Source organism: Mesorhizobium sp. 131-2-1, from assembly GCF_016756535.1.
GTDB lineage: Bacteria > Pseudomonadota > Alphaproteobacteria > Rhizobiales > Rhizobiaceae > Mesorhizobium.
In genome coordinates, this window is record NZ_AP023247.1 from 3,163,812 (window position 1) to 3,178,550 (window position 14,739).

Here is a 14,739-nt window from a genome sequence, read left to right on the forward strand (position 1 = left end):
GCTACGGTAGGGCTTAGGCCGGCCGTGCGGGGCCGCATGTACAGTTCGGCCATTCGCCGCATCATGTTCCCGCCTTCAAGCTCGCGGTAGCCATAGACCGCATAGCATCGCCCAGCGACGATTAGGGCGTCAGGGATGCCGGACAGGCGGTCAAGCTCCGATGGCTGCCCCTCTTCCATTCTGCCCAGCGCCCCGATGATGGCGAGGGCCTGTTCTCGGGTCGGCCAATCCCCAAGGACGGGGAGAAACTGGCTCACTGGCCTTCCCTCTGGTGCTGGAGCCAAGGCGTCTTGCCGTGAGCCTTGGCGGTGCCGAAGCGGAAGAGGTGGTCGAGGTGTTCGCCCCCGTCTGCCCCATCCGAATACCGGCCAAAGTCTCGGTCGGCGTCCCACCTCCGACCAATCCAAGCCAACGCCTTCCGGCCTAGGTCAAACTCGTCACGCTTTCCTTGCCCCAGCCGCTTCCACGCAATCCGGGCGTAGTGGATGGTGACGCCCTTCTCGCGCCGCTTTTCACGTCGCTCTGCCGCTGCCTTGATGGAGTGGGTGCGGGCCTGCTTGGTCCGAAGCGACAGTTTGGTGTCGGGCACATTGCGATAGCCGGGGGCGTTGACGAGGTGCCGTTTCCAGTCTGTCCGGTCGCCTTGGGATGCCCTGAGGGCCGACTTGGCCTGCCGCTTGGCGGTGACTGTGGCCATGGTAAGGGCGCTGATGTCGTCGTCATGGACATCAGGTGTGGTTTCTCGCTCATGCAGGAATAGAGCCCTGTCGAACGGTCGTGCATCTTCGGTCATGTCATGCAGTTTCCTCTCGGGATTGTTGTTCGGTTGTCGCTTGGAAAAGGGGAGGCTGGCAGGGTCATTTTCAGCCGATGTAACGTCATGTGTAATAGATACCTTGTAACGACACTTAAGGTTCACCCTGAGGGTAACCCTGAGCCGGAGACATCAGAATGAGACCACCAGAAGAAAGAGGCGGAAGCCTCCCCCTAACATCCCACCTTCAGGTTCACTTCTGGCCATCGCTCTAAGAGGTTAGACCACGGAGCTGAGGTGTTCATCAGAAGGTAGCCTGAAGGCTGTGACATCAGAGGGAGGGACTTCCGTCCGCTCCTGTGTCTTATCAACCTGTTAGGTCGACCATATCGGGCTCATATGACACCTTGAGGTGACCCTTAGGTGTGACCCTGATGCGAGCTTGGGCTTTGCTGATCTGTTCAGTTCGATTGCCGACATAGTGAGAGACCATCCGAGTGGACGCTCCCGTGATCCTGCTCATGTCAGCCTGAGCGACATTCGGGAAATGGTCGAGAAGCCATCTGACCTGTCCCTCAGGGTCTAACTTGTGTCGGCGACCGACCATGAACTCGCGAAGCGCCACCTGAGCAGCAACCGCCACCGGACTGGACGTGATATCAGTCTTGATCGTCCGAACAGCATCTGCCCATCGCTGGTCGATCCATGCCTGCCCTTTGGGCGATATGACATCGAACGGACGGCCGACGATTGAGAAGATGCGTTTCCCCAGACCTGACCTGACTGACTTCGTGGTCAGCCGTCGACGAGTGGTCAGCTTTCTCTCAGCGAATGAGGCATGCTTGGGGGTGTGGTCTTCGGTCTCATTCTGAAGAATGCCCATACGAGACAGGACATCACGGACCTGATTGCGACCGACGCCCTTAGTCTCGCCGTACTCTGTGATGGTGATCCACGAGCCTATCGGTGCCTGGACGACTTCACCCGTGGTACTGTCGATGGCTTCTGAGGTGTATTCCAAGGGGTCCTTTCTGGGGTTGGTGCCTGTTGGCTTGGCTGTCGCTTCCGTAAAACATCCCCTCTGGCTTGCCTTGCGGTGCCGTTGGGGTCGACTTGGGGTACGGTGAAGGCTGGTGCGGCTGTCGCCACGAAACACATAGACGAGCAGACGAGCGCGTGGGGATTTCGGCTGCGTAGTGCTAGTGTGGCGGGTATGGGATCGATGCCCCATTTCGCCTCCGTAGTGCTAGTGGTCACCCTATCGGACTACGGGGAAATTCGGTTCGGTAGTGCTAGTGTAGTAGCTATGGGATTTCGGGGTGGTTTCGGCTCCGTAGTGCCAGTGGTGTCCCTATGAGATTGCGGGCCATTTCCGCATCATAGTGCTAGTGTGTACCCTATTGGATTATGGGGCGATATTGGCTTCGTAGTGCTAGTGGAGTACCTATGGGATTTCCGGCCATTTCGGCTTCATAGTCCCACGGTTGTCCCTATTCGGCTCCGTCGTGCCACGGTTCACCCTAACCCGCTGCAGCCAGCCCCAGCGCCCGATACACCGACGCCTTGGACAGCCCTGTGACCCTCATGATCTCAGGAACGGTCTTGCCATCGGCGCGCATGGCGACGATCTCCGCTGCCCTCTCCGGGGTCGCTTTGACCTTGCGGCCGAACTTGGTCCCTATGGCCTTGGCCTTGGCAATCCCATCCATCTGCCTCTCAGACCGAATGGCGGTCTCGAACTCAGCGAACACGGCCAGCATCTGCAGCATGGCGCGGCCTGCTGGGGTGGAGGTGTCAATCTGTTGGTCGAGGACCCTAAGAGCAACGCCGTCCTTCTCCAGACCCTTCACGATGTTGAGGAGGTCGGTTGCTGATCGCGCAAGCCGATCAATGCGGGTGATGATGAGCGTATCGCCCCGCCGCAGAGCCCGGAGACAGGCCTTTAACTCCGGCCTGCCTGTGTCCAGTCCCGACCGCTTCTCCTCAAACAGGTCCTTCGGCTCCACCCCAGCCGCGACCATCTTATCCCGTTGGACCTCAAGGGACTGGCCAACGGATGAAACCCGGATGTATGCGAGGTCGGTCATGTGCTGCGGTCTTTCCAATGCCTAGAGGTTGTGAGACTGCACCTATGAGACATGAAAAGAGGCGTGTCAATGCGCCGTCTCACAGTTTATACATTTTGAGACCCGCTGCCGACGCTCCTCCACCCCGCCCGCCCCATCGAGTCTCGTCATTTATGAGGCCTCAGTCACAGCGCTCGGCGCGACTGGGCGCAGCCTCCACAGGGCGAAGCGGTGCCGTCCAGAAGTCCTGAGGCTGGCCTGTGGTGGAACCGAAGGGGGTACGGGGGGCGGGTCGCGTGCTGGTTATCCGATCACCCGCGCGAACTTTTGTCTCAAATATTTCGGTGGGCGAGGTCGATCAGCTATCGGCAACGGCATGCACAAATACTAAGGGTCTCAAGGACTTGTTGAGGAGCTTCGTGATGGCACTCCCTCCTGTGGAAGGGGCTTTGTTTCGCCGAAACTATGTCAGGGAACCGGTTCCGTTGGCAGACAGTGCTCGGGCGCGGCAGCGCCTACTTGTGTTCTTTACAGATTTCTTAAGCCCAGATCAGCAGGCCAATTTCGTCACTGACGTCGAGCGGCAACTTGGCATCGAATATCCAAGGACCCTGAATGGCCGTCCCCTTCATCATAATTTTTGGAGGCAGGAAGGGATAATCGACGTACTGAGCGGGATAACCCTTGTTCTCAGGTTGGCGCAGTCGCGAGGACAACTGAACCAACAACGAGCACTTGCGGCCGCCCGTGGGATCATCGCTGAGGAGGGTCTTCACTACCGAATAGACGGCGCTCTCGGGGTGCACTATTTGGTGGACGAAGAGTTTGCGCGTGTTTCCGAAACTGCACTCGCAGGGCTTGGGCAGCCACGTTTTGCCGCCGCAAACCATGCTCTCGATGAGGCTCTTTCCCATTTGGACCCCGGTCGCCAAAGCGGCAAGGCCCTCATCAGGGGGGTATTTGAAGCCGTCGAAAGCGCATTCTTGGTGGTCATCAACCAACCAAAGGTCAACAGGCTGAATGCCCAATCAATTGATGCTCATCTCAAGCCGATCTTGCTGGCGAGGCATGCGGCCTATGGCGAGGCGCAGGACAAAGTTGATCGCGCCATGGAAATGTTCAAGGCCTGGGTTCATTCGGCTCACCCTTTCCGTCATGGCGCGCCCCTGGACCAAATTCACGAAGCTCCCATCGACTTGGCGATCATGTCTGCCACGCAAGGCATGGGGTTCCTGCGATACCTTGTAGTGCCCTAGATCGCGGGCGCCGCGCCAGCTTCACACCCTTGATCGGCAGGGCGGGGCGCCGGGGGCGAAGGCGCGCCCCCGCTCACCGACGCATAGGTCCCTGCGCACTATTCACACATTGCCGGCCGCCCAGTATTGTTAGGTAGGGCGCGGGGCAACCAAAATGGAGCCTGAGGACGATCTGAAGTCCCGTATCGAGGCTGCATTGGTTCGCGGCCACCTCAGCCAATGGCAGCGCCAATTCCTCCTCGACATGCGTGACCGATTGGTGAAGTACGGCGCGCGCACACGACTGAGCGCAAAGCAGTGGGCAAAGCTCTACGAGATCATCGGCCCCGCACCGCCAAGCACTTACCCACCGTCTCAATCGCACCCGCATAGAGTTCCATCGTCGCGTGGCTGGCGACCGCGCCGTTGGCGCAACCCACTCGCTCGCGAGGCACGGTACTTGGCGGGCAGGTTCGCGAGAACTTTCGGGATCGTGCTGGCACTGGTCGTTGGGTCCCTGATCTACTCTGTCGTCGTCAAGGGCGGGCGCGTCACTTGGCCCAGCATGCCAACTTTCGCCAGATCAGACGCAGCAGGGGACAGGGTGCCACTTGCCAGAACTGGGTTCACCATAACGGACGGCGATACCATTCGGCTCAACGGTGCCGCGAAGGGGACCCGGCTGGTCGGCTTCAATGCGCCCGAAAGCATTGAGCCAAGGTGCGACGCTGAGGGAGACCTTGGGCGTCGAGCGAAGGCGCGCCTCACAGAGCTGGTTGCTTCTGCAAAGCTCGAATTGAAAATGATCCCGTGTTCCTGTCCGGCTGGGACTGAAGGCACCAACAAGTGCAACTACGCGCGAAGCTGTGGCTACCTCTTTGCTGATGGCCGCGATGTTGGCGACATATTGGTGTCGGAGGGGCTGGCCGTTCCGTTTGTCTGCGGCTCCACGAGTTGTCCGTCGACGCCTCGTCCTTGGTGCGGATAGGGCACACCCAATCGGACCTTCTGCGACCTGAGGGTGCTGCGTTGTACTGAGCGGCTACTGCTCGTAGTTTGGCACACAGGTGAAGCGCGGCCGCGCGACCACCATCGGGCCGAAGGAGGTATCAAGATGAGGCGTTGGGCCTTGGCATTTCTTATCCTCTCCACAATCTCCACCACCCCCGCGCTGGCAGAGAAGGCCCTCTGCTCATTCTCCAGCCTTACCCAGACAGAGAGCTATCGAATTGAGGCCAACAAAGACGTGGTATCGGTCACATATCAGGGGACGAATAGGCTCGATAAGAAGACGCGCGAGGAGAAGGCAGAGGTTCTGAAGCATTGGTTCACAGGATTGGATGGAGGCGATGCCCTCGGCATTTCTTTCATCATGTTGCGATTTCCAAACTCAGACGGCACCCAGGCTCTACCAGCCATGATCGTAATTGACTGGACGACTTTGCGGTTTGGACACAGCTACCTGCCTTTGATGGCATTCATGACGGGTGACAAAGAGAAATTCCTTATCGCGAGGACCGACTACGGGTGCATTAGGCTCGATTGATAGCATCCATACGGCAAGGACAGCCCCACGTTCGGTCTCGCGTGCAAGGTTCAGCCAACCTGGCGAACGGCTCGGGGGCGCGTCACCGTTGGTCGAGGCGACGCCGTCTAGGCGTCCCTGAGGGTGGTGTGTAGTGGCGTCGAAGGCGGTACGGGGTAGTGGCGCGCTGCCGTATGTCTGATCGGGTTCAAAGAAATGTAGCTCAAATCATTCCTGATATTCATTTCCGCTGCGTCAGCTCACGGCGAAATTGAATGTTTGGAACTTTCGGATTACCTGCCGAGAAACAGGGGGCATCATGAACAGTTTTCTGAGTTTCGCCGAAATAGTCCGGTCGACCAATCGAGTGCCATTCCACCAAGCCGATATTGACGTTGCCACGTCAGTCTTGAAGGCTGGCAGAGCGAAGGGGCGCGACCTCATCATGGGTGCACCCGGCATAGTGGATAATGGCAAGCAATTTGTCGAATTGGCTGGCGAAGGAATAGTAATCTTCACCTCGCAGCATCAACTAAATGCCAGCTTCCTGTTCACAAAGAACGACGCTGGACGCTCCCTATTTGGAAACCAAAAGGCCGTCTATACAGCCTATGTCAACGGCTTCAATGACGACGAATGGGGCGTGGGCTCGGTCTTCAAAATGTGGACCATGGCGATGACCTCCATAGGAAACGTGTATCGACACCACGGCTTCAGCTAGGGCACACAACAGGACGGCTCAGGCAAACGCCCTCCGCATCGCCATCGGCTGCTCGTAGTCGACACCTACTGACTGCGCGGCTTCGACGTGGCAGGCATCCACTTGGGCCATCGTTTCCTTCCAATAAGGTGGATCGCTCGGCCCACACCCACTCAGAAGAACGGCGACGAGAACAAGTGCATTTCTCAGATCACTCCATGTCGGGCACGTCGCCGCCAACAAAGAGCGTCATGGGCTCTCCGTATTCACCAAGCGAGGGGTTCGCATCTCGCGACCACGCGATGACCCCGGCATGTTTCTCCGCCAAGCCCTTCGCAGTCCTTATCGCCCGGTCCTCGGTCTGCTGCTCGGCTGGCCCAAAGACGGGCTGAAGGTCGCCGGTCTCATCGCGGTCGAAGGCGGTGACGACTATCAGCTTCGGCATCTTCGGTTGCGGAAGGATGTTGTCTGACATGCTGCTGCCCTTCGTTGGAGGTTCGTTAATCGGTCCCACCGCGCTGGCGTCTATGCCACCCCCGGCTGAACCCATAGCTCACCGCAGGAGCCCACAGCGCCACCTCACGTTCCAATGAAGCGTTGGCGGCGAGGAGCGCCTTCACGGCCGCTCTGGGGTCCCCGCCGAATGTTGCAATGACCTTATCGGCCGCAAGCTCCCAGTCCATGGCGGGAGGGTCGACTTGCTGTTGCTCGGCTGGCATTGCTTACCTCACAGGCATTTCTCACCATCGCCACGATGCTCGAAACAGAACCAATGCGGTGCCTGCTTTGGCTTCGCGAATCCCCACCCGGCATCCTTGCCGCAGCCAGGACGCTCGCAACAATGATGCTGGATGCCGGGGGCTGTGACGTGCTCGGTCCTTGGGAGCCTGATCTCGTCGCTCATGTCGCTGGCCTCAACCCACGACAGGCGGGGTCTCGTCGTAGCCAATCGCAACCATGCCCGGATGCCGGTGGGCAACGGCAAGTATCTTGGTCTCAAGCTCACAGTTGTAGACCATGAGCGCCTTCACGGTCTCAAGGGGGCTGTCGTAGCGGGCGATCAACTTCTCAGCTTCGGAGTGCAGTTCGGCTTTGGCGTCAGCGTCTAAATGGATGGTGCCCATTGTCCTAGCTCCGCGCCCGGTGTGGTTCCGAGCGTGCCTCAAGGCGTTGCTGAAGGTGCCCGTTGAGGACGATCATCTCCTTCAGCGCCTTGACGGCGTCGCCCTTGTGGAGGGCAATGAACTTGTCGGCGATTGCTTGAAGGGCAGCCTCTTTCCGGCTGTCCAGTGTCACAATGTGGTCCATGGCGATCACTCCAAACGCTTCATGCCCACAGTGAACAAAATGAGAACAAAAATGTCAAGGGAGAATTGACTGAGGGAGGAATGAGTTCCTATTTTCGAGCCATGCCTGACACTGGTGGAAGACGAAAGCGCGCCGGCGAATGGAAGCTCAGCAATGCCCATGAGATTGGGCAACTTGTGCTGGTCCGCTGCGGGCTCTGCAACGTCAAGCGTTGGTACCTGCCGAGTGACCTAACGGAAATCTTCGGTGACATCGATGCCGATTTGGTAGGGGGCAAAATGAGCTGCGACCGATGCGGCAAGAACGACTTCATGCACGCCGAGACACAGAACCCCACAGCGGCGGATCGGCAGAGAATACAGGTTAGACGGCTTGCGGAAATCAGAATGGTGCGCCGGGTCATCTGGAGCGATGAGCAGTGAACCCGCTGCCTCGTGAGCTTATGCAAAGGGAGCTGTCGACTCAGCGCATACGGCGCTATGATACGTTGGGTCAGCTCAAAGACTTGCCACAACCAAACAACCGTTAGCGTGAAGACGATGGATAAATTCAAGGGCTTATCCGACATCGCCACGGGCCAAAGTGATGGGCCGCTCGACCGACTGAGTCGCGGGCTAGAGCTGTCGCCGCTCTCGAAGGCCATCAGCGGGCTGGACCTGTCGACCCTCTCAACGGCCATCAGCAACCTTCCGGAATCGACCCTGTCGAAGGCGATCAGCGGGCTGGAAGTGTCGCCGTTCTCGCCGACTATCGCCGAGCTGCAGGCAAAGGGATCGGCATTGTCGCAGACCTTCGCCGAGCTGCAGGCAAGGGGATCGACCCTGTCGCCGACTATCGCCGAGTTGCAGGCAAGGGGATCGACCCTGTCGCCGACCATCGCCGAGCTTCAGGCAAAGGGATCGACCCTATCGCCGACCATCGCCGAGCTTCAGGCAAAGGGATCGGCCCTATCGCAGACCTTCGCCGAGCTGCAGGCAAGGGGGTCGACCCTGTCGCCGACCATCGCCGAGTTGCAGGCAAAGGGATCGGCCCTATCGCAGACCTTCGCCGAGCTGCAGGCAAGGGGGTCGACCCTGTCGCCGACCATCGCCGAGTTGCAGGCAAAGGGATCGGCCCTATCGCAGACCTTCGCCGAGCTGCAGGCAAGGGGGTCGACCCTGTCGCCGACCATCGCCGAGTTGCAGGCAAAGGGATCGGCCCTATCGCAGACCTTCGCCGAGCTGCAGGCAAGGGGGTCGACCCTGTCGCCGACCATCGCCGAGTTGCAGGCAAAGGGATCGGCCCTATCGCAGACCTTCGCCGAGCTGCAGGCAAGGGGGTCGACCCTGTCGCCGACCATCGCCGAGTTGCAGGCGTCGCCTGGCATGGCATTGATTGCGCGCGCCACCCAATGGGCAAGCCAACTCGCTGGCACGGGTACGCTCGCGGTGCACATGTCGACTGGCACGCCAAACAACGAAATCGAGCTAATCCAGCGGGCCGCTACTGGCGTCTTGAGCCTCTCGGCTGAGGTAGGCCGTTTGCGTCTGAGCGCAGCTCTAGGAGTGGAAACTCTGTCCGCTGGGCTGCAGACAACCCGGTTGAAGCTCTCCGCATTGGCTGGTGCTGGAGACGTGCTTGGCTTCGCAGCGAGATCAAGCTTCACAGCCTATGAGGAGCTATTCGGCAACTGGCACACGCGGTCTGATCTGCCAAACCGCTTCTGGCGCGATCCAGAAATGCGCCAACGACACTACCGCGAAGCCAAGGTTGACCCGGGTCTGATCGAGACCACGCCAGCTGGAGCGATCGAGGTTGTCATAGAGAGCGGTTTCGCGGCCGGCGCTTCGGAAGCTGGTAGGTCCGTCGCGCTGCTGGACGTTGCGGGGCTGTCCGTTCAGATTCGGTCGGTCAATCCCAGAAATGATGCCTTCAGCGCGATAGGCTTCTTTGAGCACGCGTTGAGGTCCTTCATCTCGAGGAAGATGGAAGCGGTGGGCGGAACGCAGTGGTTCAAGCAGAGGGTTGGGGGCGAAATCCGCAAGAAGGCGCGTGATCTTCGCGCGGCGGCGATGGCGAATGGCGAGCGGGATGAAGCGTTGCTCTCTTATCTCGATCTTGGCGACCTGATGGCGATCGTGCTTCGCTCGGATAACTGGAAAGAAGCGTTCGGGTACGTCTTTCCAAACGAAGAGCGGCTGCGGCTTGACCTACAGGCGCTTATCGCTACTCGCCGTCCGACGATGCATACTCGCGATGTCGATGCGGTGCGTCTCGTCGAGCTGATTTGCATCATCAGCCGCCTTAGCCAATTTATGACCGGCGACGGCGAATGGAAGCGCATCGCCGACTCCGAGGATTGAGGCGCTGCTGTTCATCGGTTGGGCGTCCGCACTGTCTAGAGCAAACGCAGTTGGTCGCCGGGTGTCGAGCCCAGCGGAAACTTGATTTGCGTGGCGGGCTTGTCGACGATCACCAGCGCGTCGTCCGGTGCAGTGCGCTGCAGTCGCTTCGCCTCAGACCAAGGTGCGGTAAGCCACGTCTCGGTCTCCTCTCGCGTCCTCAGGATCACCGGCATGGCCTTCTCGTGGATCGGCTTGATGAGCGCGTTAGGTTCGGTCGTCAGGAAGCCATAGACCTCATGATCGCCGGGGCCATCCTTCACCTTGCGCACGCCGTGCCAGGGGGTCCACAGACCGGCAAAGAAGAACAGCGGACGGTCCCCGTTCAAGGCAAACCAGTAGTTCCGTTGAACGCCCGTCTCGGGATCCTTGTCGTTCGCCTCTGGGCTTGGCTCCGCGAAGCTTGTCACCGGCACCACGCAACGATGCTCGACCCCGAGATACGGCTGCCAGTGAAGGTAATTGGTCTTGCGAATGTTTGTGGTCCCGTAGTCGGCCTTGCCCTTCACTCGCTCGGGTGGGGACGGCATGCCCCATAGGAGATTGCCAAGCTCGCGCGCGCCGTCGCGGGCGTTTCGGACGATAGGACCGGGTCTGTTTGGATAGATGTCTATGGACGGCTCAAGGTTGCCCAAGATGTCCCGCAACGCGCCGGTCCATTGGCGGATGGCTTCTTGCGACGTGGTGACGTTGTAGAGGTTGCACATTCGGCCTCAATTGACCTTCTTGCCTATCAGGTCCTGTGCTCTTGCTCGCACCGCTTTGGCAACCTCAGTCAAGGCGTCATCCCGATCAGGCCAACTCGTTATCGCTTGGCCATTCTTCGGTAGAGCTTGGAACTCCCCAAACGCTTCATCATGCCAGAGACAGTTTCGCGCTATGATTGGGATTACCTCAGTTAAGCCCTCAGCATGTCGGTTTAGCGCATCCTTCAGTTCCACCTCATTGCAATATTCGGAATTGATGAAGTCAACACTGATCAAAAGTAAGACTATATCTGCCTCATTTAGCTTCTGTTTGATCGCAGCAGCCCATTTTTCTCCGGGTTTGATTTTGCCATCGTACCAATGGTCGACCAGGCCAAGCTTGGTTATAGGCTTCAAGTGCGCCAACAGTTGCAACATGATGGTCTCGTCCACATGTGCATAGGAGATGAATACCTTCAACGCTTTGGGGGCGACGGGGGCTCCGTTGGCAAGACGAACCTTTCCTCCCGCACCCTGGGCAAGAGTAATCAACTTCTTCTCGAACAGCGATTTCTTCGTTTGCTCATAGCGTTCAGGCTTCCAGCCAAGTTTCGCACGCATTGCATTATTGGTGACCGCCTCGTCAGCGCCTCCGAGTTCCTTGAGTTTGTTTAGGAACCGCTCCTCAAACGTCGCCATGTTGCCCCCCCGATGTCTTATTGTGTTGCTTGGACCCCTGCGGATGATGTCACCTATGAGGTGAGCTTAGTCAAGCGGATGCCGGCACCATTCAGCTTTGCCCTTGCCCAACGCCGCGTCGCGTTAAGTTTGCCGATCGACCAGAAGGACCCGACCAGAAGGACCATTGAATCTGAAGCGACCAAAGACCTGTAGCGAGCTAACCAACTTTCGCCAGCGCCTTCTCAAGCGCCCGCCTAGCCACCTCAAGCCGCACCTCATCCCCGCCGTAGTCCTCCCCAACGCTACCCGAAGAGTGCCCAAGGACGATGTCTTGGTCCGACTTGGTGACGCCAGCCAATCGCAGCCGGTCCTTCATCAGGTGACGAAGGGAATGGGTAGTGGCCTTCGGGTCGGCGACACAAGCCCGAACATGCTTGCCAAGGGCAGCCGATGCCGACGCCGGCCCACCCAGCCTTCCATAGGCCGGAAAGAGCATCTTCGCCTTGCCAGCCGACTTAACAGCCGCCCGTGCGGCCTCAAGTGCATCACCGATCAGGGGGATGTTCCTGCGAGAAACCTTGTTCTTAATGCGCCGGTCGGCATGCCATTCGACAGTCATATGCGGCGAGGCATGATCGAGGTGGACGTCGGACACTCTCAGCCCGGAGGCTTCTGCAAGGCGGCTGCCCGTGCCATCCAGGAGCCTCCAGATGTGCTGAAGGTCCTCCTTGGCCGTTGACATGATTCGGGCGCGTATCGCTGCGGCTTCTTCCAGGGTGAACGGGCGACGTTTGTCCTTGTCGGGCTCGGCTTTGTCCTTGGGAGCCGCCTCCATATGCATGAAGGGGTTTGTGACCTTGAGGTCATATTCGCGAATGGCGTGATTGATAGCAGCGCGCACCACGTTGAGGTAACGGTCCACGGATGAGGCCTTTCGGCCGTCAATCATGTGGGCGCGGACCTCCTTAGCATCCTGCCGCTTCAAGCTGCTAAGTTTCCGGTCCCTTCCGAGCCCCTCTCTGACCAGCTTGAAAATCCGATCGAGTTCCATCTGCTTCGTCTTGTCGTCCCCGACCCTCTCTTCGAGATAGAGCTTCCGGGCGTCTTCGAGGGTGGGGTCGGGCTGCACTTCCCGGCTGCCTAACATCAATGCGCGAAGCAGCGCGGCGTCTTTGGAGGAGACATCAACGGGGTAGCCGTCGTCTCCAACTGGATATTTCTGGGCGATACTCTCGGCTATCACGTCTCTCGCCACCACTTCGTGGTCGGAATCGCCGCCGCCGCTTTGCCAATCGGGGTCAAGCTTCCATTGCCTGATTTGCTTGTCGGCGCGTTGGAATTGGTCCAGGGGCGTATCTGGAACCCCGAGCGAGACAGTCTGAGGGGCTTTGACCCCCAGTGCTGCGGTTTTCAGTTGCAGCTCCGCCTCGGCATGGACCTTCTTGTATCGTGCCATCGCCTCGGCTTCGGTTTTCCCGAGCGGTATTACGATCTCACCGCGACCGAGAAACGCCTTGAGGGCAGGGGGTACTTTTCGCCGATAACGCCATCCGGCCTTGCCGCGCTTCTGGAGATATTGCACTAAAATCATCATTCCCGTGTACCCTTCGGTGTACCTGAAGGTGTACCTCGGGGGAAGCGCAAACCCTTGCAACTGTTGGGATATATGGCTTTGAGGCTTGAAGTGGCTCCCCGGGCCGGATTCGAACCAGCGACCAACCGGTTAACAGCCGGTTGCTCTACCACTGAGCTACCGGGGAACAGAGGCTCTTGTGTGAGTGGCGCAGCGTATAGCAAACCCGTTTCGGCTTTGCAAAGAAGCATTTCACATTTTTTTCCGCGGTTTTGTGCATGTCGGATTCTGGCAATCGCCGGCCGGGCTCCTCATATGAGCAATTCCGCAGGGAACGAGAGCGGGAAAAGGCCGTTCTGGCTATTGCTGGCCGATGTCTTTAATCATGGAAACCAGGCACGACATGACTGCAGCAGGCGACAACGCACCGGCGCGGAAAATCACGGTCTTCGGCCGTGAATTCACCATGCCGCGCTCGCGTGGCCTCAGGATCGCCATCGGCGTCGTGCTGATTCTGGGCGGCATCCTCGGTTTCCTGCCCATCCTGGGCTTCTGGATGGTTCCGATCGGATTGCTCGTGCTCTCCTATGAGTTCGCCATGGTGCGTCGTCACCGGCGCCGCTTCGTCGTGTGGTGGGAACGCCGGCGCCGTCCGGATTGACTTGTCGGTCGCAGGCCGCGTGCGCGCTCATGGAAACCGAACGGAGACGGTGTCCGGTTGTCCAATGAGGGAAAGCGCCGGGAACGACGCGCGGGCGCTTGACGGCCTTTCACCGCCAACATATTGAGTTCGCTCGGAACGCCGGGAGCAACGAGGCCTCGTGGCGGAGTGGTTACGCAGAGGACTGCAAATCCTTGCACCCCGGTTCGATTCCGGGCGAGGCCTCCAGTTGCCGGCCCCCCAACGAGGGGGCAAGGGTTCCGGTCGAATTGAACCGCGGTCGAGTGCGGCCGACGGGATTTGTTGGGCGGACTGGTAGGAACATGAGCGCTGATTTCTCCGAACGCCGCGTCAAGATGGTCGATGGCCAGGTCCGCACCACCGACGTGACCAGCGCGCCGCTGATCGAGGCCATGCTGTCGGTGCCGCGTGAGGCCTTTGTTGGTGACGGACAGCGCGATCTCGCCTATATCGACGAGGACATCCGCATTTCCAGCGGCGCCAACGGCGGCGGCTCGCGCTACCTGATGGAGCCGTCTCCGCTCGCCAAGCTCCTGCAACTGGCCGAGATCAGCGCCGGTGATTCAGTGCTCGATATCGGTTGCGGCACCGGCTATTCGGCGGCTCTCCTGTCCAAGCTGGCCCGCTCCGTCCTCGCGCTGGAGAGCGATTCGGCGCTGGCGGACGGAGCCCGATCGGCGCTCGCGGTGCTGGCCTGCGACAATGTGACAGTGGTCACCGGGCCGTTGCAGCAGGGTCATGCCGCCAAGGCGCCCTACGATGTCATCTTCATCGGCGGCAGCGTCGAGGAAGTGCCGGCCGCGTTGCTCGACCAGCTTGCGGAAGAAGGCCGACTCGTTGCCGTGGAAGGGCAGGGCAATTCCGGCGTGGCCCGGCTGTTTTTCAAGACAGGGGGGGTTGTAACGGGCAGACGCGCGTTCAATGCGGCAATAAAGCCACTACCCGGATTTGAACGCACCCACGCATTTGAATTCTGAGCGGTTTTGCCTTGCAGTGAAGGCGTTGTCGTGATCGCTTGTGTTTGAACAATCGTTGCTGATCGCGTAACCGGGGTATTCGGGGCAGTCAGCGGGGGAACGATACAAGCGCGGCGCCGGCTGCTCAGAAATGGGTGGTTGTCGTGGCGCGGTTCCCATGCAAAACGAATG

16 protein-coding genes and 2 tRNA genes are annotated in these 14,739 nt (G+C 59.4%); 8 read left to right on the forward strand and 10 right to left on the reverse strand.

Going from position 1 to position 14,739, the window contains the following annotated elements; all coding sequences use genetic code 11:
• Positions 1-253 precede the first annotated feature (253 nt).
• The 3 genes from JG743_RS15160 to JG743_RS15170 form a co-directional block, all read right to left on the reverse strand.
• The gene (locus tag JG743_RS15160) at positions 254-793 is read right to left on the reverse strand and encodes a hypothetical protein (protein WP_202301871.1); all 540 of its coding nucleotides are present in this window, start codon (positions 791-793) and stop codon (positions 254-256) included.
• Between the two features lie 328 nt (positions 794-1,121).
• The gene (locus tag JG743_RS15165; RefSeq protein WP_202301873.1) at positions 1,122-1,775 is read right to left on the reverse strand and encodes a hypothetical protein; all 654 of its coding nucleotides are present in this window, start codon (positions 1,773-1,775) and stop codon (positions 1,122-1,124) included.
• 499 nt (positions 1,776-2,274) lie between these two features.
• The gene (locus JG743_RS15170) at positions 2,275-2,841 is read right to left on the reverse strand and encodes a recombinase family protein (RefSeq protein ID WP_202301875.1); all 567 of its coding nucleotides are present in this window, start codon (positions 2,839-2,841) and stop codon (positions 2,275-2,277) included.
• 401 nt (positions 2,842-3,242) lie between these two features.
• Between JG743_RS15170 and JG743_RS15175 the strand changes: the two genes are divergently transcribed.
• The 3 genes from JG743_RS15175 (at position 3,243) to JG743_RS15185 (ending at position 6,301) form a co-directional block, all read left to right on the forward strand.
• The gene (locus tag JG743_RS15175; protein WP_202301877.1) at positions 3,243-4,076 is read left to right on the forward strand and encodes a hypothetical protein; all 834 of its coding nucleotides are present in this window, start codon (positions 3,243-3,245) and stop codon (positions 4,074-4,076) included.
• A gap of 1,093 nt (positions 4,077-5,169) precedes the next feature.
• Positions 5,170-5,601 carry a hypothetical protein gene (locus JG743_RS15180; RefSeq protein WP_202301879.1) on the forward strand — a complete coding sequence of 144 codons (432 nt, stop codon included), beginning with the start codon at positions 5,170-5,172 and terminating at the stop codon, positions 5,599-5,601.
• 298 nt (positions 5,602-5,899) lie between these two features.
• Complete coding sequence (locus JG743_RS15185) at positions 5,900-6,301, forward strand: hypothetical protein (RefSeq protein ID WP_202301881.1); 402 nt, start codon at positions 5,900-5,902, stop codon at positions 6,299-6,301.
• Between the two features lie 190 nt (positions 6,302-6,491).
• Here JG743_RS15185 and JG743_RS15190 read toward each other — a convergent pair whose 3' ends face one another.
• The 3 genes from JG743_RS15190 to JG743_RS15200 all read right to left on the reverse strand — a co-directional run bounded on the left by JG743_RS15190 (position 6,492) and on the right by JG743_RS15200 (position 7,588).
• Positions 6,492-6,755 carry a hypothetical protein gene (locus tag JG743_RS15190; RefSeq protein WP_202301883.1) on the reverse strand — a complete coding sequence of 88 codons (264 nt, stop codon included), beginning with the start codon at positions 6,753-6,755 and terminating at the stop codon, positions 6,492-6,494.
• Between the two features lie 439 nt (positions 6,756-7,194).
• Complete coding sequence (locus JG743_RS15195) at positions 7,195-7,404, reverse strand: hypothetical protein (RefSeq protein WP_202301885.1); 210 nt, start codon at positions 7,402-7,404, stop codon at positions 7,195-7,197.
• Positions 7,405-7,408: 4 nt separating this feature from the next.
• Complete coding sequence (locus JG743_RS15200; protein ID WP_202301887.1) at positions 7,409-7,588, reverse strand: hypothetical protein; 180 nt, start codon at positions 7,586-7,588, stop codon at positions 7,409-7,411.
• Positions 7,589-7,668: 80 nt separating this feature from the next.
• Here JG743_RS15200 and JG743_RS15205 point away from each other — a divergent pair, with 80 nt between their 5' ends.
• Together JG743_RS15205 and JG743_RS15210 are read left to right on the forward strand one after the other, a co-directional pair.
• On the forward strand, positions 7,669-8,010 hold the full coding sequence (locus tag JG743_RS15205; protein ID WP_244673153.1) for a hypothetical protein: 342 nt from the start codon (positions 7,669-7,671) through the stop codon (positions 8,008-8,010).
• A gap of 117 nt (positions 8,011-8,127) precedes the next feature.
• The gene (locus JG743_RS15210) at positions 8,128-9,930 is read left to right on the forward strand and encodes a Swt1 family HEPN domain-containing protein (RefSeq protein ID WP_202301889.1); all 1,803 of its coding nucleotides are present in this window, start codon (positions 8,128-8,130) and stop codon (positions 9,928-9,930) included.
• A 35-nt stretch (positions 9,931-9,965) separates the two neighbouring features.
• On the opposite strand, the gene JG743_RS15215 is transcribed toward JG743_RS15210, so the two are convergent.
• The 4 genes from JG743_RS15215 to JG743_RS15230 all read right to left on the reverse strand — a co-directional run bounded on the left by JG743_RS15215 (position 9,966) and on the right by JG743_RS15230 (position 13,096).
• Positions 9,966-10,676: an SOS response-associated peptidase gene (locus JG743_RS15215; RefSeq protein WP_202301891.1), complete on the reverse strand. Its 711-nt coding sequence runs from the start codon at positions 10,674-10,676 to the stop codon at positions 9,966-9,968.
• A 6-nt stretch (positions 10,677-10,682) separates the two neighbouring features.
• Complete coding sequence (locus tag JG743_RS15220; RefSeq protein ID WP_202301893.1) at positions 10,683-11,354, reverse strand: toll/interleukin-1 receptor domain-containing protein; 672 nt, start codon at positions 11,352-11,354, stop codon at positions 10,683-10,685.
• Positions 11,355-11,553: 199 nt separating this feature from the next.
• The gene (locus JG743_RS15225; protein ID WP_202301901.1) at positions 11,554-12,930 is read right to left on the reverse strand and encodes a tyrosine-type recombinase/integrase; all 1,377 of its coding nucleotides are present in this window, start codon (positions 12,928-12,930) and stop codon (positions 11,554-11,556) included.
• 91 nt (positions 12,931-13,021) lie between these two features.
• Positions 13,022-13,096: transfer RNA gene (locus JG743_RS15230), tRNA-Asn, on the reverse strand.
• 216 nt (positions 13,097-13,312) lie between these two features.
• On the opposite strand from JG743_RS15230, the gene JG743_RS15235 reads away from it, so the two are divergent.
• The 3 genes from JG743_RS15235 (at position 13,313) to JG743_RS15245 (ending at position 14,568) form a co-directional block, all read left to right on the forward strand.
• On the forward strand, positions 13,313-13,570 hold the full coding sequence (locus JG743_RS15235; RefSeq protein ID WP_202301907.1) for a hypothetical protein: 258 nt from the start codon (positions 13,313-13,315) through the stop codon (positions 13,568-13,570).
• A 154-nt stretch (positions 13,571-13,724) separates the two neighbouring features.
• Positions 13,725-13,798 (forward strand) — tRNA-Cys (locus tag JG743_RS15240).
• A 95-nt stretch (positions 13,799-13,893) separates the two neighbouring features.
• Positions 13,894-14,568, forward strand: coding sequence for a protein-L-isoaspartate O-methyltransferase family protein (locus JG743_RS15245; protein ID WP_202302638.1), 675 nt, complete (start codon positions 13,894-13,896; stop codon positions 14,566-14,568).
• The last annotated feature ends 171 nt before the right edge of the window (positions 14,569-14,739 follow it).

What these genes read in the sequence shown, in the direction of transcription:
- JG743_RS15160 (WP_202301871.1), bottom strand. Translation starts at nt 793, where the DNA reads ATGACCGAAGATGCACGACCGTTCGACAGGGCTCTATTCCTGCATGAG.
- JG743_RS15170 (WP_202301875.1), bottom strand. Translation starts at nt 2,841, where the DNA reads ATGACCGACCTCGCATACATCCGGGTTTCATCCGTTGGCCAGTCCCTT.
- JG743_RS15175 (WP_202301877.1), top strand. Translation starts at nt 3,243, where the DNA reads ATGGCACTCCCTCCTGTGGAAGGGGCTTTGTTTCGCCGAAACTATGTC.
- JG743_RS15180 (WP_202301879.1), top strand. Translation starts at nt 5,170, where the DNA reads ATGAGGCGTTGGGCCTTGGCATTTCTTATCCTCTCCACAATCTCCACC.
- JG743_RS15185 (WP_202301881.1), top strand. Translation starts at nt 5,900, where the DNA reads ATGAACAGTTTTCTGAGTTTCGCCGAAATAGTCCGGTCGACCAATCGA.
- JG743_RS15190 (WP_202301883.1), bottom strand. Translation starts at nt 6,755, where the DNA reads ATGTCAGACAACATCCTTCCGCAACCGAAGATGCCGAAGCTGATAGTC.
- JG743_RS15195 (WP_202301885.1), bottom strand. Translation starts at nt 7,404, where the DNA reads ATGGGCACCATCCATTTAGACGCTGACGCCAAAGCCGAACTGCACTCC.
- JG743_RS15200 (WP_202301887.1), bottom strand. Translation starts at nt 7,588, where the DNA reads ATGGACCACATTGTGACACTGGACAGCCGGAAAGAGGCTGCCCTTCAA.
- JG743_RS15205 (WP_244673153.1), top strand. Translation starts at nt 7,669, where the DNA reads ATGAGTTCCTATTTTCGAGCCATGCCTGACACTGGTGGAAGACGAAAG.
- JG743_RS15210 (WP_202301889.1), top strand. Translation starts at nt 8,128, where the DNA reads ATGGATAAATTCAAGGGCTTATCCGACATCGCCACGGGCCAAAGTGAT.
- JG743_RS15215 (WP_202301891.1), bottom strand. Translation starts at nt 10,676, where the DNA reads ATGTGCAACCTCTACAACGTCACCACGTCGCAAGAAGCCATCCGCCAA.
- JG743_RS15220 (WP_202301893.1), bottom strand. Translation starts at nt 11,354, where the DNA reads ATGGCGACGTTTGAGGAGCGGTTCCTAAACAAACTCAAGGAACTCGGA.
- JG743_RS15225 (WP_202301901.1), bottom strand. Translation starts at nt 12,930, where the DNA reads ATGATGATTTTAGTGCAATATCTCCAGAAGCGCGGCAAGGCCGGATGG.
- JG743_RS15235 (WP_202301907.1), top strand. Translation starts at nt 13,313, where the DNA reads ATGACTGCAGCAGGCGACAACGCACCGGCGCGGAAAATCACGGTCTTC.
- JG743_RS15245 (WP_202302638.1), top strand. Translation starts at nt 13,894, where the DNA reads ATGAGCGCTGATTTCTCCGAACGCCGCGTCAAGATGGTCGATGGCCAG.